Origin of the sequence: Acidimangrovimonas sediminis (assembly GCF_002871005.1) — a bacterium.
Lineage (GTDB): Bacteria > Pseudomonadota > Alphaproteobacteria > Rhodobacterales > Rhodobacteraceae > Acidimangrovimonas > Acidimangrovimonas sediminis.
Map to the genome: position 1 here is coordinate 231,692 of NZ_PHSN01000001.1, position 20,472 is coordinate 252,163.

The 20,472-nt window shown below is 67.9% G+C and carries 19 protein-coding genes; 13 read left to right on the forward strand and 6 right to left on the reverse strand.

Annotation, left to right across the window (positions count from 1 at the left end; genetic code table 11):
* Window positions 1–135: 135 nt before the first annotated feature.
* From CVV76_RS00965 to CVV76_RS00975, 3 genes are all read right to left on the reverse strand, one after another.
* Window positions 136–717, reverse strand: a complete 582-nt coding sequence (locus CVV76_RS00965) for a retropepsin-like aspartic protease family protein (RefSeq protein WP_102222740.1) — start codon at window positions 715–717, stop codon at window positions 136–138.
* A gap of 101 nt (window positions 718–818) precedes the next feature.
* The gene (locus CVV76_RS00970; protein ID WP_102222741.1) at window positions 819–1,469 is read right to left on the reverse strand and encodes a MarC family protein; all 651 of its coding nucleotides are present in this window, start codon (window positions 1,467–1,469) and stop codon (window positions 819–821) included.
* 166 nt (window positions 1,470–1,635) lie between these two features.
* A complete protein-coding gene (locus CVV76_RS00975) occupies window positions 1,636–3,480 on the reverse strand; it encodes an ABC-F family ATP-binding cassette domain-containing protein (protein WP_102222742.1) in 1,845 nt (614 codons plus the stop codon).
* A 215-nt stretch (window positions 3,481–3,695) separates the two neighbouring features.
* On the opposite strand from CVV76_RS00975, the gene ndk reads away from it, so the two are divergent.
* Window positions 3,696–4,118, forward strand: coding sequence for a nucleoside-diphosphate kinase (gene ndk, locus CVV76_RS00980; RefSeq protein WP_102222743.1), 423 nt, complete (start codon window positions 3,696–3,698; stop codon window positions 4,116–4,118).
* Between the two features lie 195 nt (window positions 4,119–4,313).
* On the opposite strand, the gene CVV76_RS00985 is transcribed toward ndk, so the two are convergent.
* Window positions 4,314–4,505: a hypothetical protein gene (locus CVV76_RS00985; protein WP_102222744.1), complete on the reverse strand. Its 192-nt coding sequence runs from the start codon at window positions 4,503–4,505 to the stop codon at window positions 4,314–4,316.
* A 126-nt stretch (window positions 4,506–4,631) separates the two neighbouring features.
* A complete protein-coding gene (locus CVV76_RS00990; protein WP_102222745.1) occupies window positions 4,632–5,126 on the reverse strand; it encodes an RrF2 family transcriptional regulator in 495 nt (164 codons plus the stop codon).
* 342 nt (window positions 5,127–5,468) lie between these two features.
* On the opposite strand from CVV76_RS00990, the gene CVV76_RS00995 reads away from it, so the two are divergent.
* The 3 genes from CVV76_RS00995 (at window position 5,469) to topA (ending at window position 11,020) form a co-directional block, all read left to right on the forward strand.
* A complete protein-coding gene (locus CVV76_RS00995) occupies window positions 5,469–6,536 on the forward strand; it encodes a dipeptidase (protein WP_102222746.1) in 1,068 nt (355 codons plus the stop codon).
* A gap of 460 nt (window positions 6,537–6,996) precedes the next feature.
* Window positions 6,997–8,199 carry a DNA-processing protein DprA gene (gene dprA / locus CVV76_RS01000; protein WP_102222747.1) on the forward strand — a complete coding sequence of 401 codons (1,203 nt, stop codon included), beginning with the start codon at window positions 6,997–6,999 and terminating at the stop codon, window positions 8,197–8,199.
* A 190-nt stretch (window positions 8,200–8,389) separates the two neighbouring features.
* Complete coding sequence (gene topA / locus CVV76_RS01005) at window positions 8,390–11,020, forward strand: type I DNA topoisomerase (RefSeq protein WP_102222748.1); 2,631 nt, start codon at window positions 8,390–8,392, stop codon at window positions 11,018–11,020.
* A gap of 87 nt (window positions 11,021–11,107) precedes the next feature.
* On the opposite strand, the gene tldD is transcribed toward topA, so the two are convergent.
* Window positions 11,108–12,529, reverse strand: coding sequence for a metalloprotease TldD (tldD, locus tag CVV76_RS01010; protein WP_102222749.1), 1,422 nt, complete (start codon window positions 12,527–12,529; stop codon window positions 11,108–11,110).
* 176 nt (window positions 12,530–12,705) lie between these two features.
* On the opposite strand from tldD, the gene coxB reads away from it, so the two are divergent.
* From coxB to CVV76_RS01055, 9 genes are all read left to right on the forward strand, one after another.
* Window positions 12,706–13,662 (forward strand): cytochrome c oxidase subunit II, encoded by a 957-nt coding sequence (coxB, locus tag CVV76_RS01015; RefSeq protein ID WP_102222750.1) that lies wholly within the window; start codon window positions 12,706–12,708, stop codon window positions 13,660–13,662.
* 46 nt (window positions 13,663–13,708) lie between these two features.
* Complete coding sequence (gene cyoE / locus CVV76_RS01020; RefSeq protein WP_102222751.1) at window positions 13,709–14,644, forward strand: heme o synthase; 936 nt, start codon at window positions 13,709–13,711, stop codon at window positions 14,642–14,644.
* Window positions 14,641–14,841: a hypothetical protein gene (locus CVV76_RS01025; RefSeq protein WP_102222752.1), complete on the forward strand. Its 201-nt coding sequence runs from the start codon at window positions 14,641–14,643 to the stop codon at window positions 14,839–14,841. Before cyoE ends, CVV76_RS01025 begins: the two co-directional genes overlap by 4 nt.
* The gene (locus CVV76_RS01030; protein ID WP_102222753.1) at window positions 14,838–15,401 is read left to right on the forward strand and encodes a cytochrome c oxidase assembly protein; all 564 of its coding nucleotides are present in this window, start codon (window positions 14,838–14,840) and stop codon (window positions 15,399–15,401) included. Before CVV76_RS01025 ends, CVV76_RS01030 begins: the two co-directional genes overlap by 4 nt.
* 48 nt (window positions 15,402–15,449) lie before the next feature.
* On the forward strand, window positions 15,450–16,268 hold the full coding sequence (locus CVV76_RS01035) for a cytochrome c oxidase subunit 3 (RefSeq protein WP_102222754.1): 819 nt from the start codon (window positions 15,450–15,452) through the stop codon (window positions 16,266–16,268).
* 64 nt (window positions 16,269–16,332) lie between these two features.
* The gene (locus CVV76_RS01040; protein WP_102222755.1) at window positions 16,333–17,067 is read left to right on the forward strand and encodes an SURF1 family protein; all 735 of its coding nucleotides are present in this window, start codon (window positions 16,333–16,335) and stop codon (window positions 17,065–17,067) included.
* Between the two features lie 10 nt (window positions 17,068–17,077).
* Complete coding sequence (gene thrC, locus CVV76_RS01045; protein WP_102222756.1) at window positions 17,078–18,466, forward strand: threonine synthase; 1,389 nt, start codon at window positions 17,078–17,080, stop codon at window positions 18,464–18,466.
* Window positions 18,463–19,725 (forward strand): M16 family metallopeptidase, encoded by a 1,263-nt coding sequence (locus CVV76_RS01050; protein ID WP_102222757.1) that lies wholly within the window; start codon window positions 18,463–18,465, stop codon window positions 19,723–19,725. The genes thrC and CVV76_RS01050 overlap by 4 nt, the downstream gene beginning before the upstream one ends.
* Window positions 19,725–20,309, forward strand: coding sequence for a GNAT family N-acetyltransferase (locus CVV76_RS01055; RefSeq protein ID WP_199178457.1), 585 nt, complete (start codon window positions 19,725–19,727; stop codon window positions 20,307–20,309). Before CVV76_RS01050 ends, CVV76_RS01055 begins: the two co-directional genes overlap by 1 nt.
* Window positions 20,310–20,472: the final 163 nt, after the last annotated feature.

Sequence of the window (20,472 nt, forward strand, 5' to 3'; positions counted from 1 at the left end):
GGGGGGCAGAAGGCCCCCCTGCGTCGTTTGCCTTCGCCGATGTCCAGGAGACATTGGCGCGTGGGGCAGAAGCCTCCCTGCGTACTTCCCTTCGCCACTGTCCGCAGGCATCCGCCTGCGCACCGGGCGCCCCGGTCAGGGCGTCAGGACCATCCTGTTTCCCGCAATCTCGACCTTGGAGAACCGCCGCAGGAACGTCATCCCCAGCAGGGATCCGTCCATCGCCCCGTCGTTCACCGAGGCGCCGACGCGGGCCACCGTCAGCCCGCCCACCTGCACGTCATGCAGCGTGACGCGGGCGGTGCGGACATAGCCGTTCGCCGTGCTCGCCCGCCCCGCGTAGTTCAACTGGTCGGGGTGGAACCCCAGCCGCCGCGCGTCGCGTTGCGACAGCACCACGGTCGAGGCGCCGGTATCGACGACGAACTCCACCGGCTTTCCCCCGATCTTCGCGGTCACGTAGAAGTGGCCGTCGGGCCCGCGCGGCAGGACGATCTGGCCGGTGCCGCGGATCAGCTCCTGCCGGGGGATCAGCTGCGGGCCAATGTCGGACCACAGGCCATAGCCCGCTATCACGCCTACGAAGATGAGCCCCCAGGTCGCGGCCTGGGTCGCGAAGCGGCCCCAGTTGCCCCGCGCCTGGGTGATCAGCGCCCCGCCGATCGCCAGCGCGATCAGCACGAAATAGGTCACGCGGGCAAAGCTGTCGCCGTCCATCGGGATCTCCGTTTTCCCTTATCTGGGGAGGCAGGGCGCCGCTGTCATCCCTCCTTCTGGCCTCTTCGCGCAGGTGGTGGAGCGGGCGCGTGCCGCCGGGCTCAGCCGGCCACCATCAGCCCCGCCGCGCGCAGCGCCCCCATGATGCCGTCGATCACGAACTGCACCGACAGCGCCGCGAGCAGCATCCCCAGCAGCCGCGATACGACATCGGTCCCGGTCTTGCCCAGGGCCCGCTCGATCGGCCCGGCAAGGAGAAAGCTCACGACGCAGAGCACCACCACCGCCAGCATCACGAGGTGCACCGCGACGATGCCCTGCCAACCCGGGCCCGCGCGGCCCACCAGCAGGATCATCGTCACCAGCGCCCCGGGCCCCGCGATCAGCGGCGTCGCCAGCGGAAAGACCGAGGGATCGTGCGCGTCGTCCTGCACCTCGTCGGCGCTGGCGCGGTCTTCGCGGCGGCGGGCGCGGCGTTCGAACAGCATGTCGAAGGCGGTGACGAACAGCAGAAGGCCCCCGGCGATGCGGAAGGCCGGGATCGAGATGCCGACGAAATCGAGGATCGACTGCCCGGCCAGCCCGAACAGCGTCATCAGCGCCGCGCCCACGAGGGCCGCGCGCAACCCGATGGCCCGGCGCTCCACCCTGCCCATGCCGCGGGTCAGCGCGACGAAGACCGGGGCAAGGCCTACCGGATCGACGATCACGAAGAGGGTGACGAAGGCGGTGATCAGGTGGGCTGTGTCCATGCCGGTTCCCGTGCCATTTCCCATTCCGTGTTGCCGTGCCCTATGGCCGGGCGGTGGCCCCGCGGGCGTGGCGGAATCCGGGGCGAACCCGAGGCGATCCTGGCGCCCGTGGCGCACCGGGGTCCAAAACAGGGGCCCAAAACCGGGCCCGAACCTGCGCCCCGGGCTAGACCCCCGCCGCTTCGAGCTTTTCCTGCGCCTTCAGCCACATCGCCTCGGCCCGGTCGAGCCCGTCCATGACCTCGGCGTATTTCTTCTGCCAGACCTCGATCTCGCCCGCCCGGCCATCTTCGTAAAGCGCGGGATCGGCCAGCTTCTTGGCCAGCTTGCCGCGCATCTCCTCGATCTTGGCCACCCGCTCCTCGCATTTGCGGACCTCGGAGCGCAGCGCCTGGATCTCGTCGCGGCTGGCCTTCTTCTTCTCGGGCTTGGGCTTTTCGGTCTTCGGCTCGTCGCCCTGAAGCAGGAACTTGCGATAAGCCTCCAGATCCTCCTCGTAGGGCGTGACATGGCCGCCGGAGACCAGCCACAGCCGGTCGGCCACCAGCGACAGAAGGTGCATGTCGTGGCTGACGAGGATCACGGCGCCCGCGTAGCCGGTCAGTGCCTCGACCAGCGCCTCGCGGCTTTCGATGTCGAGGTGGTTGGTCGGTTCGTCGAGGATCAGCATGTGCGGCGCGTCGATCGTCGCCAGCAGGAGCGACAGGCGCGCCTTCTGTCCGCCCGAAAGCCGGCCCACCTCGGTCTCGGCCTGGTCGGCGCCAAGGCCGAAGCTCGCGAGACGGGCGCGCAGCCGCGGCTGCCCCTCGTTCGGGCGCAGCCGCATGACGTGCTGAAGCGGCGTCTCGTCTATATGCAGCTCGTCGACCTGGTGCTGCGCGAAATAGCCGATCCGCAGCTTGGTCGAGCGGGTGATGCGCCCCTCGCAGGCCTGAAGCTTGCCGGCCAGCAGCTTCGACAGGGTCGACTTGCCCTCGCCGTTCCGGCCCAGAAGGGCGATCCGGTCGTCCTGGTCGATGCGCAGGTTCAGGCGCCGCAGCACCGGCGGGCCGTCGTATCCAACGGCAGCACCTTCGAGGTTGACGATGGGCGGCGACAGCTCCTCGGGCGCGGGGAAGGAGAAGACGTGCTTCGCGGCCTCTTCCGGCGCGGTGATCGGCGTCATCTTCTCCAGCATCTTCACGCGCGACTGCGCCTGACGGGCCTTCGAGGCCTTGGCCTTGAAGCGGTCGACGAAGGCCTGAAGATGGGCGCGCCGCGCGTCCTGCTTCTTGGCCTCGGCCGCCTGCACCATGCGTTGTTCCGCGCGCGACCGGGCGAAGGTGTCGTAATTGCCCTGCCACAGCGTCAGCTTGCGGTTGTCGAGATGCAGGATCGCCTGGACCGAACGGTTGAGCAGTTCGCGGTCGTGGCTGATGATCAGCACGGTATGCGGGTAGCTGCGCAGGTAGTTTTCCAGCCACAGCGCCCCCTCGAGGTCGAGGTAGTTGGTCGGCTCGTCCAGGAGCAGCAGGTCGGGTTGCGAAAAGAGAACGCCCGCCAGCGCCACGCGCATCCGCCAGCCGCCGGAGAAGGCGGAACAGGGCATCTGCTGTTCCTCGGCGGTGAAGCCCAGGCCCTTGAGGATGGCCGAGGCGCGGCCCTCGGCCGACCAGGCGTCGATATCGGCCAGCCGGGCCTGGATCTCGGCGATGCGGTGGGCATCGGTAGCGGTCTCGGATTCCGCCATCAGCTCGGCGCGTTCCGTGTCGGCGGCCAGCACCGTGTTCAGAAGCGAGACCTCGTTCGAGGGCACCTCCTGCGCGACCCCGCCGATGCGGGCGCGCGACGGCAGGGAGATGGCGCCGCCCTCCAGCACCAGTTCGCCGCGGATCAGCTTGAAGAGTGTCGTCTTGCCCGCGCCGTTGCGGCCGACGAGGCCCACCTTGTGGCCTGCGGGAATACGTGCCGAGGCGCCCTCGAACAGGGGGCGGCCTTCGACGGAATAGGTGATGTCCGAGATCGTGAGCATGCGCGGGGCTTGCCCGATCGCCGTGCCCGCGTCAATCATGTGCGCGGGGCGCGCGGCATGAAAGCGGCGCCGACGGGGTACGATGCCTGCCGGGCGGTCCCCGGATGGCGAGGTGCGCCTAGCCTTTTGGCGCCTTTTCAACCCCGCCGCCCCGTGCTAGCAGGACGCCGACAGCCCCTCAGGGACAGTGGCAGGGGCACTAGGAGAGATACGACATGGCCATCGAACGCACCCTTTCGATCATCAAGCCCGACGCGACCAACCGCAACCTCACCGGCAAGATCAATGCCAAGTTCGAGGAAGCCGGTCTGCGCATCGTCGCGCAAAAACGCATCCAGCTGACCATGGAACAGGCCGGCAAGTTCTACGAAGTCCACAAGGACCGCCCGTTCTACGGCGAACTGTGCGAGTTCATGGTGTCGGCCCCGGTCGTCGTGCAGGTGCTGGAAGGCGAAGGCGCGATCGCGAAGAACCGCGAAGTGATGGGCGCCACCAACCCGGCGGACGCCGCCGACGGCACCATCCGCAAGGAATTCGCCCTCTCGGTCGGCGAGAACTCGGTCCACGGGTCGGACGCGCCGGAAACCGCGGCGCAGGAAATCGCCTACTTCTTCTCGGGGCTCGAGCTGGTCGGCTGAGCCCAACCCAAGAGTTTTATCTAAAACTCTTGGCAAATTCCTTGGACAAGGAATTTGACGGGCGGCGAGGTGCCGCACAATTCTGACAGGGGCCGCTTCGTCGCCGGAGCGGCCCTTTTCGTTGTGTGCCGCCCTTCCGTGATCTCGGGGGAGGGGGCTCTGCCCCAGGGCGGTAGGCACTGGGGCGGCGTCTGGTCAGATCGCGGCCCAGTCGCGGTAGGTCACTTCCGCCCGCGCGCTCGCCGGGCGCAAGAGCGGCGGCATCTCGCGCGGGTCCTGTTCCTCGGTCTCGGGGGTCGGGGCACCGGAAACGGGGCGTGCTCCGGTCGATTTCTGGGGGTTTTCGGCGGGCACCTGGGTGCGCGTCTGGGGATACTGGCTGGCCATGTCGAACCTCCGGCCTTGCAGCGGCCTGGCAGGGCCGCCTTGCGTTGTCATTCCCAGGTACAACCAGAATAGGACGGGTTCGGGGTCCTCGGATAGCCGTATTGCGACAGATCCGTGACATTTATGTCAAACTGCGGCAATCCTGCTGCTTCCGCGGGTGCAGGGCGTCCCCAACGGCGTGATCGGGCGCGAGAAATCGAGCAGGTGATCAAAGCCGTCGCCTCCCGTCACCATGTCGGCCAGCGTGTGTCCGTCGAGCGAGGCGTAGAAGGCATCGACCGCAGCGCTGAGCGCCTGGCGCAGGCGGCAGCCCGGCAGGAGCGGGCAGCCTTGGCTGTCGGGGTCGAAGCAATCGGCGAAGGGCACGACGCCCTCGAAGCGGCGGAACACCTCGCCGACGGAGATCTCGGACGGCGCGCAGGCCAGCCGCAGGCCGCCGTTCCGCCCCCGGGTCGTCTTGACATAGCCATGCTGGCCGAGGGCGTTGATCACCTGCGCAAGGTGGTTTTCCGACGCCTCGGACGCGGTTGCGATCTCGTGCTTGCGCACGGTTCGGCCCTGGTTCACGGCGCAGACCATCAGCGTGCGCATGGCAAGGTTCGTGCGGGTCGTCAGTCTCATGCCGGAGCCTCCTGTCGGCCGGGGTTCTGAAAAAGGTGCGGCAAGATTGCATGATTCCGTACACGGGAATTTGATCTGGATCATCCCGTCAGAAGAAATGCCGCGGCGCCCCGGGGCACGTGGGGCATCCCGGGCCGCTCGGCCGGTAGCGCCTGCGGGTCGGTGGCGGGGAGGTCATGCAGGCCCGGCGTCTTCGCCCGCCGCGCCTTCGGGGCCCTAGGGTGCCCGGATGCGTCGGGGTGGCCGCCCTCTGGCGTGCGGCGTGGTGCTGTGCAAGTCTCTGCCGGCGCCGGAGGTCCTGTTCAGGAGCGCGCTCCGGCGCGTTGGAAGCGGAGAGACAGAATGCGCGAGACGATCCCGGTCTTCGATGGCCACAACGATTTCCTGCTGCGGCTGCTGCATGCGCCTGAGATGCGCGCGGAAACCTGGCTGACCGACACCGGCCGCGGCCATCTGGACCTGCCGCGGATGCAGGCGGGCGGTTTCGCCGGCGGTTTCTTCGCGATCTACGTCTCGTCGCCGCGCCCGCCCGGGGCGCGCGATTTCGAGGCGATGATGGAACATCCGCCCTACGACCTGCCGCTGCCCGACCTGATCAGTCACCAGGCGGCGCAGCCGGTGGCGCTGGCCATGGCCGGACATCTGAAATGGATGGAACGCGCCTCGGAGGGGCATTTCCGTCTGTGCCACGACACGACCGAGCTGCGCGCCGCGATGGCAGAGGGCGTGATCTCAGGCATCATGCATATCGAGGGGGCCGAGGCGATTGCCGCGGATCTCGACGCGCTGCACCTGTTCCATGCCATGGGCCTGCGCTCCATTGGCCCGGTGTGGAGCCGGCCCACGGTCTTCGGCCACGGCGTGCCGTTCCGCTTTCCCTCGACGCCCGATACCGGGCCGGGGCTGACCGATGCGGGGCGCGATCTGGTCCGCCTGTGCAACGAGCTCAAGATCATGATCGACCTCAGCCATCTCAACGAGAAGGGCTTCGACGATGTGGCAAAGCTGACGGACGCGCCGTTGGTCGCCACCCATTCCAACGCTCATGCCGTCACCCCGCACGCCCGGAACCTGACCGACCGGCAGCTGGCCGCGATTCGCGAATCGCAGGGTATGGTGGGGCTGAACTACGCCACGGTGTTCCTGCGCGAGGATGGGCGCCAAGCCGCGGACACCGGGTGGGAGCCGATGCTGCGCCACCTCGACTATCTGATCGAAGCACTGGGCGAGGATCACGTCGGCCTCGGCTCGGATTTCGATGGCGCGACGGTGCCCGAGGTGCTTGGCGACGTGACCGGCCTGCCGGCCTTCCAGCAGGCGATGCGGGCGCATGGCTACGACGATCCGCTGATCGCAAAGCTGAGCCACGAGAATTGGTTCAGGGTTCTCGACCGGACCTGGGGGGCATGAGCCGCACCCTGGCCGGGCAGGGCGGGGCAAGGGAAGGTTGTCGTCAGCTCGGAGTGGGGCCGCGCAGGATCTGCGCTCTAGACGTGTCGTCTCCTTGGGCAGGCAGTGGCACCGTTCTTTGACCTGACAGTAATCCGGGTCGTGCCGCGCGCGCGGCAGGTCGTGCGGGATGGGCGGATAGCGGGCCGGCGCGGTCGGCGGTCCACTGGGAAATACGATATAGATTCTGCGCGATCTGGGCGGGAGCGGCCCGGGGAACGGTTGCCCACGCCGGCCGAGGTCGCGGCCTGCCGAGAATGGCCATCGGGGCGGGTGGAGTGTCGGGACCAGAGGGGGCGGCGACGCCCGCATCCCGTGCCGCGAAAAATCTTGCGAAGATTTTCGCGCTAAACGTTCATTGATTTACTTCTCGTTAACCTCCTGCGGGCAATGTCCATCCTGCGAATGAGGCGAAGCCACGATGGTAGAAGATTTGTTCTCTTCCCCCACACCCTTCACCCCACCCACCACGGAAGAAGACAGGTTGTCGTGGCTGCGTCTCATTCGTTCCCGCAGGGTCGGGCCCACCACCTTTCACCGTATGCTGGCCGAACATGGCTCTGCCGGGGCCGCGCTGGCCGCATTGCCCGCCGTGGCGCGGGCCGCGGGGGCCAAGGATTACCGCCCCGTCACGATCGACGAAGCTGGCGCCGAGATGGACGCCGCCCGCCGCGCGGGCGCGCGAATGGTACTCTGGGGCGCGCCGGATTATCCCCCCGCGCTCATGGATCTGCCGGATGCGCCGCCGCTTCTGTGGGTGCTGGGCGATCCGGCCTGGCTGCTGCGACCGATGGTGGCGCTGGTCGGCGCACGCAACGCCTCCAGCCTGGGGCAACGGATGGCGCGCAACCTGGCATCGGCGCTGGGTTCCGCGGGCTTCGTCGTCGTCTCCGGGCTTGCGCGCGGTATTGATGCCGCCGCCCATCGGGCCGCGCTGCCGACCGGCACCGTTGCGGTGCAGGCGGGCGGTGTCGACGTGATCTACCCGCCCGAGAACCGCGATCTCGCGGCGATGATCGCGGCGCAGGGCTGCCGGATCTCGGAACAGCCGATGGGTGCGGCCCCGATGGCGCGCCACTTCCCGCTGCGCAACCGCCTCGTCTCGGGGCTCGCGCGTGCCGTCGTGGTGGTCGAGGCCGCGGCCCGCTCCGGCAGCCTGATCACCGCGCGCGCCGCGCTCGACCAGGGGCGCGAGGTCCTGGCCGTGCCCGGCCACCCGTTCGACGCCCGCGCCGGCGGCTGCAACATGCTGATCCGCGACGGCGCGACGCTGGTGCGTGGCGCGCAGGACGTGCTCGACCTGCTCGCCCCCGCCGAGGCCGCGGCCCGCCGTGCCGCGCGCAAGGCCGCCCCGGCCGATACCCGCCCGTCAGAGGCGCCCGCCCCCACAAACGCCCCCGCCGCCCGTCCGCGCCCGGCGCGCGCGCCGAACCCCGCCCTGCGCGAGGTCGCGGCCCTGCACGCCGCAATCCTCGATCGCCTGGGCCCCAGCCCCCTGGCCGAGGATCAGCTGATCCGCGACCTCGCGCTCCCGGCCGCCCGGGTCACGCCGGAGCTTCTGACGCTGGAACTTGACGGCAAGGTCCAGCGTCAGCCGGGCGGCCTGATCTCGCGCCTTAACTGACCCGCGTTCTCCCGAAATTCCCCTGTGGCACGGGCCCGTGCCCCCGCCGGCGCGACATCGCCCGAAAGCTGTCCGCCCGGGCGGAGGCGGCCCCCCTTCACACAGGCTTTCTCCCCCGCTTCCTTGACATTCCCGGCGGCAGACCCCCATCTACAGCCGCCCGTTACCGGGAATTCATGCAGAGGTTTTCATGGCAGTCGTCGTCGTCGAGTCCCCCGCCAAGGCCAAGACAATCAACAAATATCTCGGCTCCGGCTACACGGTTCTCGCCTCCTACGGCCATGTCCGCGACCTGCCGCCCAAGGACGGCTCGGTCGATACCGACCACGATTTCGCGATGAAGTGGGAGGTGGCCAGCGATTCCAAGAAACACGTGCGTGCCATCACCGAGGCGCTGAAATCCGACGATACCCTGATCCTCGCCACCGACCCCGACCGCGAGGGCGAGGCGATCAGCTGGCACCTCAGCGAGGCGCTGCAAAGCTCGATCAAGAAGGGCAAGACGGTGCAGCGCGTCACCTTCAACGCGATCACCAAGGCCGCCGTCACCCAGGCTATGGAAAAGCCCCGCGACGTCGACATGGAGCTGGTCGAGGCCTATCTCGCCCGCCGCGCACTGGATTACCTCGTGGGCTTCAACCTTTCGCCGGTGCTCTGGCGCAAGCTGCCGGGCGCGAAATCGGCGGGCCGGGTGCAGTCGGTCTGCCTGCGCCTGATCGTTGAGCGCGAGATGGAGATCGAGGCCTTCCGCGCCCAGGAATACTGGACCGTCTCGGCCGTTCTCGCCACGCCGCGCGGGCAGGAATACGATGCACGCCTGACGGTGCTGGGGGGCAAGAAGCTCGACAAGTTCGACATCCCCACCGCCGAAGCCGCCGAACTGGCCGTGCAGGCGGTGACGTCGCGCGATCTGAAGGTCGCCTCGGTCGAGGCCAAGCCGGCGACCCGCAACCCGTCCGCCCCGTTCATGACCTCGACCCTGCAGCAGGAGGCCAGCCGCAAGTTCGGCATGGGCGCGCGGGCCACGATGTCGGCGGCGCAACGGCTCTACGAGGCCGGCCACATCACCTACATGCGGACCGACGGCATCGACATGGCGCCCGAGGCGGTGATGGCCGCCCGGGACCAGATCAAGTCGGAATGGGGAGACCGCTACGTTCCCAACTCGCCGCGCATGTACAAGAACAAGGCCAAGAACGCACAGGAAGCGCACGAGTGCATCCGGCCGACCGACATGTCGGCCACGCCCTCGAAGCTCAAGATCCACGACGCTGATCAGCGCAAGCTCTACGATCTGATCTGGAAGCGCACGATCGCCTCGCAGATGGCCGCCGCCCAGTTCGAGCGGACGACGGTAGATGTCGCCTCGTCCGATGGCCAGGTGGGCCTGCGCGCCACCGGCCAGGTCGTCACCTTCGACGGCTTCCTCAAGGTCTATGAGGAGGGGCGCGATGACGACGGCGACGAGGATGCGAACCGCCTGCCGCAGATCAGCCAGGGCGAACCCGCCGCGAAGAAGAAGATCGAGCCGGAACAGCACTTTACCCAGCCGCCGCCGCGCTACACCGAGGCGACGCTGGTCAAGCGGATGGAAGAGCTGGGCATCGGCCGGCCGTCCACCTATGCCTCGATCATCACCACGATCCAGGACCGCGAATACGTCCGCAAGGACAAGAACCGCCTGATCCCCGAGGACAAGGGTCGGCTGGTGACGATCTTCTTGATGAACTACTTCCGCCGCTACGTGGAATACGATTTCACCGCGGATCTCGAGGAACAGCTCGACGACATCTCGGATGGTCAGCGCGACTGGAAAGAGGTTCTGGCCCGCTTCTGGCGCGATTTCTCGGCGGCGATCGGCGAGACGTCGGAACTGCGCATCGGCGAGGTCCTGGAAAAGATCGACGAGGTGCTTGCCCCGCATCTGTATCCGCCGCGCCCCGACGGGTCCGATCCGCGCATCTGCCCGGTCTGCGGCGAGGGGCGGCTGCACCTCAAGACTGCGCGCTCGGGCGGGGCCTTCATCGGCTGCGGCAACTACCCCGAATGCCGCTACACCCGCCCGATCTCCGCTCCCGGCGGGGAAGAGGCCGCGATGCTCGACGGCAAGGTGCTGGGCCAGGACGAGGCAGGCAACGACATCTCGCTGCGCAACGGCCGTTTCGGCCCCTACGTTCAGCGCGGCGAGGCGACCGAGGAGCAGCCCAAGCCCGACCGCGCCAGCCTGCCCAAGGGCTGGTCGCCCGAGGATCTGACGCTGGAAAAAGCACTGGAACTGCTGTCGCTGCCGCGCCCGATCGGTCCGCACCCCGAGGATGGCGAACTGGTCGAGGCCGGGATCGGCCGCTACGGTCCCTATGTGAAACACGGCCGCACCTACGCCAACCTGCCGGAGGTGGAGGAGGTCTTCACCGTCGGCATGAACCGCGCGGTGGAGCTTCTGGCGCAAAAGCTCGCCTCCCGCGGCGGCCGCGGTGCCGCGGCCAAGCCGCTCAAGGAGCTGGGCGAACACCCCGACGGCGGCGCGCTTCAGGTGATGCCGGGCCGCTACGGCCCCTATGTCAAATGGGAAAAGGTGAACGCCACCCTGCCCAAGGACATGGACCCCGAGGCGGTGACGCTGGAAGAGGCGATCGCGCTGGTCAACGAGAAGGCGGCCAAGGGCGGGAAGGGTACCAAGAAGAAGGCCGCTCCCAAGAAGGCGGCGGCCAAGAAGCCTGCCGCGAAGAAGACCGCCGCCGCCAAGGCCTCCGACAAGACGACCGCGGAAAAGAAACCCGCGGCCAAGAAGACCACTGCCAAGAAGAAGGCGGCCGAGTGACCCCCGACCGCCTGCCTTTCTTCTGAGCGGAAATATCCCGGGGGGTCCGGGGGGCTGGCCCCCCGGCGCTCTCCGCCTCCCGCGGCTTCAGGCCGCCGATCCCCCGACCGTCAGTCCGCCGATCAGCAGGGTGGGCTGCCCCACGCCCACCGGCACCCATTGCCCCGCCTTGCCGCAGTTCCCGACCCCGGGATCCAGCGCCATGTCGTTGCCGATTGCCCGGATGTGCCGCATCGCGGTGGGGCCGTCACCGATCAGCGTGGCGCCCTTCACCGGCGCGCCGATGACGCCGTTCTTCACCCGGTAGGCCTCGGTGCAGGAAAACACGAACTTGCCGTTGGTGATGTCGACCTGACCGCCGCCGAAGCCCACGGCATAGATCCCGTCCTTCACCTCGGCCACGATCTCACCGGGGCTCGCGTCGCCGCCCAGCATGTAGGTGTTGGTCATCCGCGGCATCGGGATATGGGCAAAGCTCTCGCGCCGGCCGTTGCCGGTGGGTTTCACCCCCATGAGGCGGGCGTTCTGGCGGTCCTGCATGTAGCCCACCAGCACCCCGTCCTCGATCAGGACGTTCTTGCCCGAGGGGGTGCCCTCGTCGTCGACGGTCAGCGATCCGCGCCGGTCCGGGATCGTGCCGTCGTCCAGCACGGTGACGCCTTTCGCGGCCACCTGCTGCCCCATGAGCCCGGCGAAGGCCGAGGATTTCTTGCGGTTGAAATCCCCCTCCAGCCCGTGCCCCACGGCCTCGTGCAGCAGGACCCCGGGCCAGCCCGCGCCCAGTGCCACGTCCATCACGCCCGCCGGCGCGGGTTCCGCGCGCAGGTTCACCAGCGCGATGCGCAGTGCCTCGCGCGCGGTTTCTTCCCAGTTCTCGCGCGCGATCAGGCCGGTCAGGCCGATCCGCCCGCCGCCGCCCGCGCTGCCGCTCTCGCGCCGCCCGTTCTCCTCGACGATGACTGCGACATTCAGCCGCGCCATGGGCCGGGTGTCCGAGACCGCGCCGCCTTCGGGGCGCAGGATCACGACCTCCTGAAGCGAGGCCGCCAGCGTGGCCGAGACCTGCACCACCCGCTTGTCCAGCGCGCGGGCGAAGGCGTCGATCTCGCGCAGCGTGTCGATCTTCACGCCGAAGGTCGCGCCCGCCATCGGGTCGGCATCGGTATAGAGCCGGCGGTTGGTGTGCTGCGGTGCGTCCGCCATCACGCCGCCGCCGTCGCCCACGGCCAGACGTGCGGTCTCGGCCGCGCGCAGCAGCGCCTTTTCCGTGAGATGGGTGGAATGGGCATAGCCCGCCACCTCGCCCTTCACCGCGCGCAGGCCGAAGCCTTCCGAGGCGTCGTAGCTGGCGTTGCGGATGCGTCCGTCGTCCAGCACCAGCGCCTCGGACCGGCGCCGTTCCAGGAACAGCTCACCATCGTCCGCGCCATCGGTGGCGCTGCGCAGGATCGTCAGCGCGCGCCCCTCGTCAAGGTCCGTCTCGAACGGACGAAAGCTTTCATGTGTCATAGCCAAGTGCCTAGCATGTCCCTGATCCAGATCAACCTATGCCGCTTTGCAGCATGGGTTTTTCTTGTCGATTCCCTCGTAATATGTTTTCACAAAAAAGAGAAACAACCGGGAGCCCGCCTGACGCGGACCCCGACAAGCGGACCCGAAGCCGCGGCACAACATGGGAACACGCAATGCGCAACACGATCCTCAAGCGGGGCGTCGGCGCCCTGTCGATCCTGATCTCGAGCGCCGCGGCGGCCGTGGCGGAAGATGTTGAAATCATTGGCCAGCCGCGATCCGGCATGACCGGGTTCCAGCCCGCGTCAACCCCTGTTGCGCACGATCTGCAATGGCTCGACGGGATGATGACGGTGGTCATGGCGGTGATCGTGGTCTTCGTGACGTGCCTGTTACTTTACGTGATCTTCCGGTTTCGGGCGGGGCGCAACGTGGTGCCCGCCCGCTTTACCCACAACACCCCGCTGGAGGTCGCTTGGACCATGGTGCCGGTGGCGATCCTGGTGATGATCGGGGCTTTTTCCCTGCCCACGCTGTTCAAGGAGATGGAGATCCCCAGGGCCGATGTCACCATCAAGGTCACCGGCAACCAGTGGTTTTGGTCCTACGAATACCCCGAGGAAAAGATTGCCTTCGACAGCTACATGATCGGCTCTCCCGCCTCGATCGACGACGCGGCCGAGCCCGGGGTGAAGCCCTATATCCTGAACGCCGCGATGGAGGAGAAGCTTAAGAAGGCGGGCTACAGCCGCGACCAGTTCCTGCTGGCCACGACGAACCCGGTCGTCGTGCCGGTGGGCAAGACCGTGGTGGTCAAGATCACCGGCGCGGACGTGATCCATTCCTGGGCGCTGCCGGCCTTCGGGGTGAAGCAGGACGCGGTGCCGGGGCGCCTGGCCGAAGCCTGGTTCAAGGTCGACAAGCCCGGCGTCTATTTCGGCCAGTGCTCGGAGCTTTGCGGCAAGGATCATTCATACATGCCGATCGAGGTGCACGCGGTGAGCGAGGCGGAATACGCGACCTGGCTGACCAAGGCGAAACAGCAATTTGCGGAGGCAGGTGCGACACCTCCGCGCGGCCTGCAGAAAGTCGGTCACAAACCCGCGATCCGCGTGGCGTTGCGCGAATGATCGGAGTATCGGGTGCGTCGGGATTCCCTGACTTTGCGAGGACGTGATGGCCGATATCCGGGTCGATGAGCAATCGGGTGAGGCGGGCTTCGGCGATTACGTCGCTCTGCTCAAGCCGCGCGTCATGTCGCTCGTCGTCTTCACGGCGCTGGTCGGTCTGCTCGTGGCGCCGGTTTCGGTGCACCCGGTGATCGCCTTCGCCTCCATCGTGTTCATCGCGCTGGGGGGCGGGGCGTCGGGCGCGCTGAACATGTGGTGGGACAGCGACATCGACCGTGTCATGCGCCGCACCTGCGCCCGCCCGATCCCCGCGGGACGGGTGGAACCGAACGAGGCGCTGGCGCTCGGCCTCGGACTGTCGATCCTGTCGGTCGCGATGCTGGGGCTGGCGGCGAACTGGGTCGCGGCGGGGCTTCTGGCCTTCACCATCTTCTTCTACGTCGTGGTCTATTCGATGTGGCTCAAGCGCACGACGCCGCAGAACATCGTGATCGGCGGCGCGGCGGGCGCCTTCCCTCCGATGATCGGCTGGGCCTGCGCCACCGGCGGCATCAGCGTGGAAAGCGTGGCGATGTTCGCGCTGATCTTCATGTGGACGCCGCCGCACTTCTGGTCGCTCGCGCTGTTCATGAAGGACGATTATTCCAACGCCGGTGTGCCGATGCTGACCGTGACCCACGGGCGCAAGTCGGCCCGCACGCATATCCTCGTCTACACCCTGCTGCTGGCGCCGGTGACGATCGGCACCGGCTTCACCCAGATCGGCGGCGGGGTCTACCTTGCCATCGCCACCCTGCTGCACGCCCGCTTTCTCTGGGGCGCCTGGCAGATCTGGCGCCGGGATGAGGCCGCGGCGATCGCCGACAAGTACAAGGTGGAACGCAAGACCTTCCGCTTCTCGCTGATCTACCTTGCCGCGCTGTTCGCGGCGCTGCTGGCCGAGGCGGGGTTGCATCACTTCGGGTTCGGAGGGTGGTGGTGACAGGGCTTGCGCCGGAACACGAGATCCACAGACGCCGCTTCGGGCGCAACCTCGGTCTCGGGCTGGCGCTCCTGTTCTTCGTCATCCTCGTCTTCGCCCTGACCATCGTCAAGGTGGGCGAGCAGCCCGCGCCGCTGGGCGCGGCACCCGCCCTTCAGGGCCAGGCACATGGCCAGCCAAAGGGGCAGGGGGGATGAGTGCTGGGGCGGGATCGCATCGCGGGTCGATCCGGGCCCGGATCTGGGCGGGCCTCGCCGCGCTCTGCGTGATCTTCGCCGCCGGGCCGCTTTACGTCTGGTACCACGGCGACGCGGTCCTCAGCCCCAATCCGCTCGACCGCAAGGTCACGATCCGCTTCCGTTCGGACGCCTCCGGCATGGGCTGGCAGTTCCACCCGCAGCAGGAGCGGATGCAGCTGGCGCTCGGCGAGACCGGCCTTGCCTTCTTCGACGTGGAAAATCCCGGCAAGCGGCCGATGGCCGGCCGCTCGACCTATGCCGTCGCCCCGCCCGGGGCCGACCGCTACCTGATCCGTGTCGCGTGCTTCTGCACCGAGACGCAGGTGCTGGCCCCGGGGGAGCGGGCCGAGGTGCCGATGGGCTTTCTGATCGATCCGGCGATCCTGTACGACCGGGCGGCGGACGGCCTTCACGAGATCACGCTGACCTACAGCTTTCACGAAACCGACCTGCCGGCCGCGCCGGCCACCGCCCCGGGGGGAGACGGGGCCGCGGTGCCTGCGCGCGCGGTATACTGAAGGGAAGACTACGACAGACACGTGCCGGAGCCTGCGAGGGAGGAGACCATGGCGCATGAGACGAACCACGACTATCATATCCTGAAGCCGTCGATCTGGCCGTTTCTCGGCGCGCTCGGGGCCTTCATCATGCTGTTCGGGCTGGTGTTGTGGATGCACGACCGGGGGGCATGGATGTTCGCGGGCGGGGCGATCCTCGTGGCCTACGTGATGTTCGGCTGGTGGTCCGAGGTGGTGTTCGAGGGCAACCACGGCGACCACACCCCGGTGGTCCGGCTGGGCCTGCGCTACGGATTCATCCTGTTCATCATGTCCGAGGTGATGTTCTTCGCCGCCTGGTTCTGGAGCTTCTTCAAGCACGCCATGTACCCCGGCGGCCCGGAACAGCCCGCGGCGTTCCAGACCTATCCGCCCGAGGGCATCGTGCCCTTCGACCCCTGGCACCTGCCGCTGATCAACACGCTGATCCTGCTGTGTTCCGGCGCCGCGGCGACCTGGGCGCATCACGCGCTGGTCGAGGAGAACGACCACAAGCAGATGGTGCGCGCGCTGGCGCTGACGATCTTTCTGGGGCTGATGTTCACCTGCGTGCAGGCCTATGAATACACCCATGCCCATTTCGGCTTTTCGGGCAACATCTACGGCGCGAACTTCTTCATGGCGACCGGGTTCCACGGCACCCATGTGATCATCGGTACGATCTTTCTCTTCGTGTGCATGATGCGGGCGATGCGGGGGGATTTCACGCCACGCCAGCACGTGGGGTTCGAGGCGGCGGTGTGGTACTGGCACTTCGTCGATGTGGTGTGGCTGTTCCTCTTCGCGGCGGTCTACATCTGGGGCAGCAGCGGTGTCGCGGCCCATTAGCGCCCCAAATCCTTTCAAAGGATTTTGCCAAGAATTTTTGGAAAATTCTTGGGCCAGGCCCGGCGTGCGGCGCCGCTTTGTCTCGGCGCTTGTCTTCGGTCTCGCGGGGGCTGCGCTCCTCGTGGGGCTGGGTGTCTGGCAGGTCCGGCGGCTGCACTGGAAGGAAGGTCTGATCGCGCGGATCGAGGCGAAGATCGCCGCCGATCCGGTGGCGGTGCCCGCGGCACCCGACCCGGTGCGCGATGCCTATCTGCCGGTCGTGGCCGGGGGGCGGCTGACGGGGCAGGGGCTGCGCGTCCTGACCGGGGTGAAGTTTCGCGGCCCCGGGCACCTGATCGTGGCAGTGCTGGAGACCGCGGGCGGGCGGCGCCTGATGGTCGATCTCGGCTTTCGGCCGGAGGGCGGGGACCGGAGCGCCACCGGAGGCTCCACCGGGGGCGCCGGCAGAGGCGGGGACGGGCGCGTTCTGGCCGCGATCCCGGCGGGGCAGGCGCGCATCACCGGCAACCTGATCTGGCCCGATGAGGTCGACAGCTTCACCCCGGCGCCGGATCTTTCCCGCCATCTGTGGTTCGCCCGCGACGTGCCGGCGATGGCGCGGGTGCTGGGGGCGGAGCCGGTGCTGATCGCCGCGCGCCGGGTCGAGGGCGTGGCGACCCGGGCCGACCCGATGCCGGTCTCCACCGACGGGATACCGAATGACCACAGGCAGTACGCGCTGACGTGGTTTTCGCTGGCCCTTGTGTGGTTGGGGATGACAGGCCTTCTGCTCTGGCGTATCACGCGGCGGACAGATTGAAGGCCGCACCATGCGTTATGTATCCACCCGGGGCGCCGCCCCGGTCCTGAACTTCGAAGAGGCCATGCTGACGGGCCTTGCCCGTGACGGCGGGCTCTACGTCCCCGAGACGATCCCCGAGATGAGCGCCGACGAGATCGCGGCGTTGGCCGGGCTCAGCTACGAGGAGGCGGCGTTTCGCGTCATGCGCCCCTTCCTCGGCGAAAGCTTCGCCGACGATGAGCTGGGGGTCATCATCTCGCGCGCCTATGCGGGCTTCGGCCATGCGGCGCGCGCGCCTCTGAAGCAACTCGCGCCGAACCATTTCCTGCTGGAACTGTTCCACGGGCCGACGCTGGCCTTCAAGGATTTCGCGATGCAGCTGATCGGCCAGCTGTTCCAGACTGCGCTGGCCCGTTCGGGGCAGAAGATCACCATCGTGGGCGCGACGTCCGGCGACACCGGATCCGCCGCGATCGAGGCGTTCAAGGGCCTCGACAACGTCGATGTCTTCATCCTTTTCCCGCATGGCCGGGTGTCCGAGGTGCAGCGCCGGCAGATGACCACGCCGTCCGAGGCGAACGTGCACGCGATAGCGCTGGACGGCGATTTCGACACCTGCCAGGGCCGCCTCAAGGACCTGTTCAACGATTTCGAGTTCCGCGACGCGGTCGGCCTTGCCGGCGTCAACTCGATCAACTGGGCACGGGTGCTGGCGCAGGTCGTCTATTACTTCACCTCTGCCGTCTCCCTTGGCGCGCCGCACCGCAAGGTGAGCTTCACGGTGCCGACCGGCAATTTCGGCGACATCTTCGCGGGCTACATCGCGCGGCGGATGGGCCTGCCGATCGAGACGCTGGTGATCGCGACCAATCAGAACGACATCCTGCACCGCGCGCTGGAAACCGGCAGCTACACCCCCACCGGGGTGGTGCCGTCGATCAGTCCGTCGATGGATATCCAGGTCTCGTCGAATTTCGAGCGGGCCCTCTTCGACGCCTATGGCCGCGATGGTGCCGCCGTGGCGCAGCTGATGGACGAGCTGAAGGCCGGCGGCAGCTTTGCCATCAGCCAGGGCGCGCTGGAAAGTCTGCGGGAGACCTTCGCCACGGGCCGCGCCTCGGAGGCCGAGACCTCGGCCACCATCAAGGCGACGCTGGCCGCGACCGGAGAACTGCTCTGCCCGCATTCCGCGGTGGGGGTGAAGGTGGCGTCCGAACATGTCGGGGCCACCCCGATGATCACGCTGGCCACCGCGCATCCGGCGAAGTTTCCCGACGCGGTCGAGGCGGCGACGGGCGTGCGCCCCGGTTTGCCGCCCCGCATGGCCGATCTATTTGACAGGGAGGAGCGGGTGACGCGGATGGCCGACGACCTGGACGCGCTCAAGTCCCTGATCCGCGAGAGGACCGGAAGATGAGCCCCCGCCTGACGACACTGGAAAACGGTTTCCGCATCGTGACCGAGGCGATGCCCGGTCTTGCCTCTGCCTCTATCGGCATCTGGATCGGGGCCGGCGGGCGGCACGAGCGGCTGGAACAGAACGGCATCGCGCATTTCCTCGAACACATGGCGTTCAAGGGGACGAAGACGCGTTCGGCCCTTCAGATCGCCGAGGCGATCGAGGACGTGGGCGGTTACATCAACGCCTATACCTCGCGCGAGATGACCGCCTATTACGCCCGGGTGCTGGCCGATGATGTTCCGCTCGCGCTCGACGTGATCGGGGACATCGTGCTGAACCCGGTGTTCGACCCGAAAGAGATCGAGGTTGAGCGCCACGTGATCCTGCAGGAGATCGGCCAGGCGCTGGACACCCCCGACGACGTGATCTTCGACTGGCTGCAGGAGGCGGCCTATCCGGACCAGCCGATGGGGCGCACCATTCTGGGGCCGACCGAGCGTGTCTCGAGCTTCCAGCGCGGCGACCTCGAGGGGTTCGTGGGGGAGCATTACGGGCCGGAGCAGATGATCCTGTCGGCGGCGGGGGCGGTCGATCATGACCGCATCGTCGCGCTGGCGTCGGAGGCCTTCGGCGGGTTGAGACGCCGCGGCGCGTTCCAGTTGCAGCGGGCGCAGTTCCAGAGCGGCGAGAAGCGGGTTGTGAAGGACCTCGAGCAGGCGCATTTCGCGCTGGCCTTCGAGGCGCCGGGCTACCGCGACGACGATCTCTTCACCGCGCAGGTGTTTTCCACCGCGCTGGGGGGCGGGATGTCCTCGCGCCTGTTCCAGAAGCTGCGCGAGGAGCGGGGGCTGTGCTACACGATCTTCTCGCAGGTGGGTGCCTATGACGACACCGGGATGATGACGATCTACGCCGGCACCTCGGCCGAGGAGGTTGCGGATCTGGCGGGGCTGACGGTGGATGAGCTGAAACGTTCGGCTGACGACATGTCCGAGGCCGAGATCGCCCGGGCGCGTGCGCAGTTGAAGGCGGGGCTGCTGATGGGGCTGGAAAGCCCCTCGGCCCGGGCTGAGCGGCTGGCGCGTCTTCTCGCGATCTGGGGCCGGGTGCCGGATGTCGAGGAGGCCGTGGCCAAGATCGATGCCGTCACCCGTGACGGCGTGCGCGCCCAGGCCGCGCAGATGGCGCAGGGCATGCCCGCGGCGATGGCGCTTTATGGGCCGGTGGCGGATGCCCCGGACCTGGAGGCGCTGCGCAGAAGGCTTGCCGCCTGATGCGCCTCGTCCGCCGCAAGTTGCGGCTCGAGACGGAACGCCTGACGCTCAGGCTTCCCGTGCATGGCGATTTCCGCAACTGGGCAGAGCTGCGCGGGGCAAGTTTCGAGTTCCTGCAACCCTGGGAACCCAGCTGGGCCACTGACCACCTGACCCGGAAGGCCTTTACCAACCGGGTCTATTGGGCGCAGCGCACCTATGCGCAGGGCCGCGGCGTGCCGCTGTTCCTGATCCGCCGCAAGGACCAGGCGCTGGTGGGCGGGATCACGTTGGACAATATCCGGCTGGGACCCGCCAAGGCGGGGACCCTGGGCTATTGGGTCGGGCAGGATCACGCCCGGCTGGGCTACATGCACGAGGCGATCACGGCGGTGGTGCATTACGCCTTCGCCGACCTCGACCTGAGCCGGATCGAGGCGGCCTGCCTGCCCGAGAATGCGCCCTCGCGCGGGGTGCTGGAGAAATGCGGCTTCAAGTACGAAGGCGTCGCGCAAAGCTATCTGCAGATCAACGGGCGCTGGCGCAACCATGTGCTTTACGCCAACCTGCGCAGCGATCGGCGGGGACGTACGGACGCGGGCTGAGGCTGCGCTGTCGCGCGGTGCCCCGGCGGACGCGTGAGCGGTGAGGGCGGCGCGGGGGGCTGTCTGCCCCCCTGCACCCCCCCGAGGATATTGTCACTCAGAAGAAGGAGAAGGCGGTTCGGCCGCGGGGGGTAGGTTTTCCCTGTTGACTCGCTAATCAAAT

Bases quoted from the DNA above. Each gene is read 5' to 3' on its own strand.
- CVV76_RS00965 (WP_102222740.1), bottom strand. From the start codon at position 717: ATGGACGGCGACAGCTTTGCCCGCGTGACCTATTTCGTGCTGATCGCG.
- CVV76_RS00970 (WP_102222741.1), bottom strand. From the start codon at position 1,469: ATGGACACAGCCCACCTGATCACCGCCTTCGTCACCCTCTTCGTGATC.
- CVV76_RS00975 (WP_102222742.1), bottom strand. From the start codon at position 3,480: ATGCTCACGATCTCGGACATCACCTATTCCGTCGAAGGCCGCCCCCTG.
- ndk (WP_102222743.1), top strand. From the start codon at position 3,696: ATGGCCATCGAACGCACCCTTTCGATCATCAAGCCCGACGCGACCAAC.
- CVV76_RS00985 (WP_102222744.1), bottom strand. From the start codon at position 4,505: ATGGCCAGCCAGTATCCCCAGACGCGCACCCAGGTGCCCGCCGAAAAC.
- CVV76_RS00990 (WP_102222745.1), bottom strand. From the start codon at position 5,126: ATGAGACTGACGACCCGCACGAACCTTGCCATGCGCACGCTGATGGTC.
- CVV76_RS00995 (WP_102222746.1), top strand. From the start codon at position 5,469: ATGCGCGAGACGATCCCGGTCTTCGATGGCCACAACGATTTCCTGCTG.
- dprA (WP_102222747.1), top strand. From the start codon at position 6,997: ATGGTAGAAGATTTGTTCTCTTCCCCCACACCCTTCACCCCACCCACC.
- topA (WP_102222748.1), top strand. From the start codon at position 8,390: ATGGCAGTCGTCGTCGTCGAGTCCCCCGCCAAGGCCAAGACAATCAAC.
- tldD (WP_102222749.1), bottom strand. From the start codon at position 12,529: ATGACACATGAAAGCTTTCGTCCGTTCGAGACGGACCTTGACGAGGGG.
- coxB (WP_102222750.1), top strand. From the start codon at position 12,706: ATGCGCAACACGATCCTCAAGCGGGGCGTCGGCGCCCTGTCGATCCTG.
- cyoE (WP_102222751.1), top strand. From the start codon at position 13,709: ATGGCCGATATCCGGGTCGATGAGCAATCGGGTGAGGCGGGCTTCGGC.
- CVV76_RS01030 (WP_102222753.1), top strand. From the start codon at position 14,838: ATGAGTGCTGGGGCGGGATCGCATCGCGGGTCGATCCGGGCCCGGATC.
- CVV76_RS01035 (WP_102222754.1), top strand. From the start codon at position 15,450: ATGGCGCATGAGACGAACCACGACTATCATATCCTGAAGCCGTCGATC.
- thrC (WP_102222756.1), top strand. From the start codon at position 17,078: ATGCGTTATGTATCCACCCGGGGCGCCGCCCCGGTCCTGAACTTCGAA.
- CVV76_RS01050 (WP_102222757.1), top strand. From the start codon at position 18,463: ATGAGCCCCCGCCTGACGACACTGGAAAACGGTTTCCGCATCGTGACC.
- CVV76_RS01055 (WP_199178457.1), top strand. From the start codon at position 19,725: ATGCGCCTCGTCCGCCGCAAGTTGCGGCTCGAGACGGAACGCCTGACG.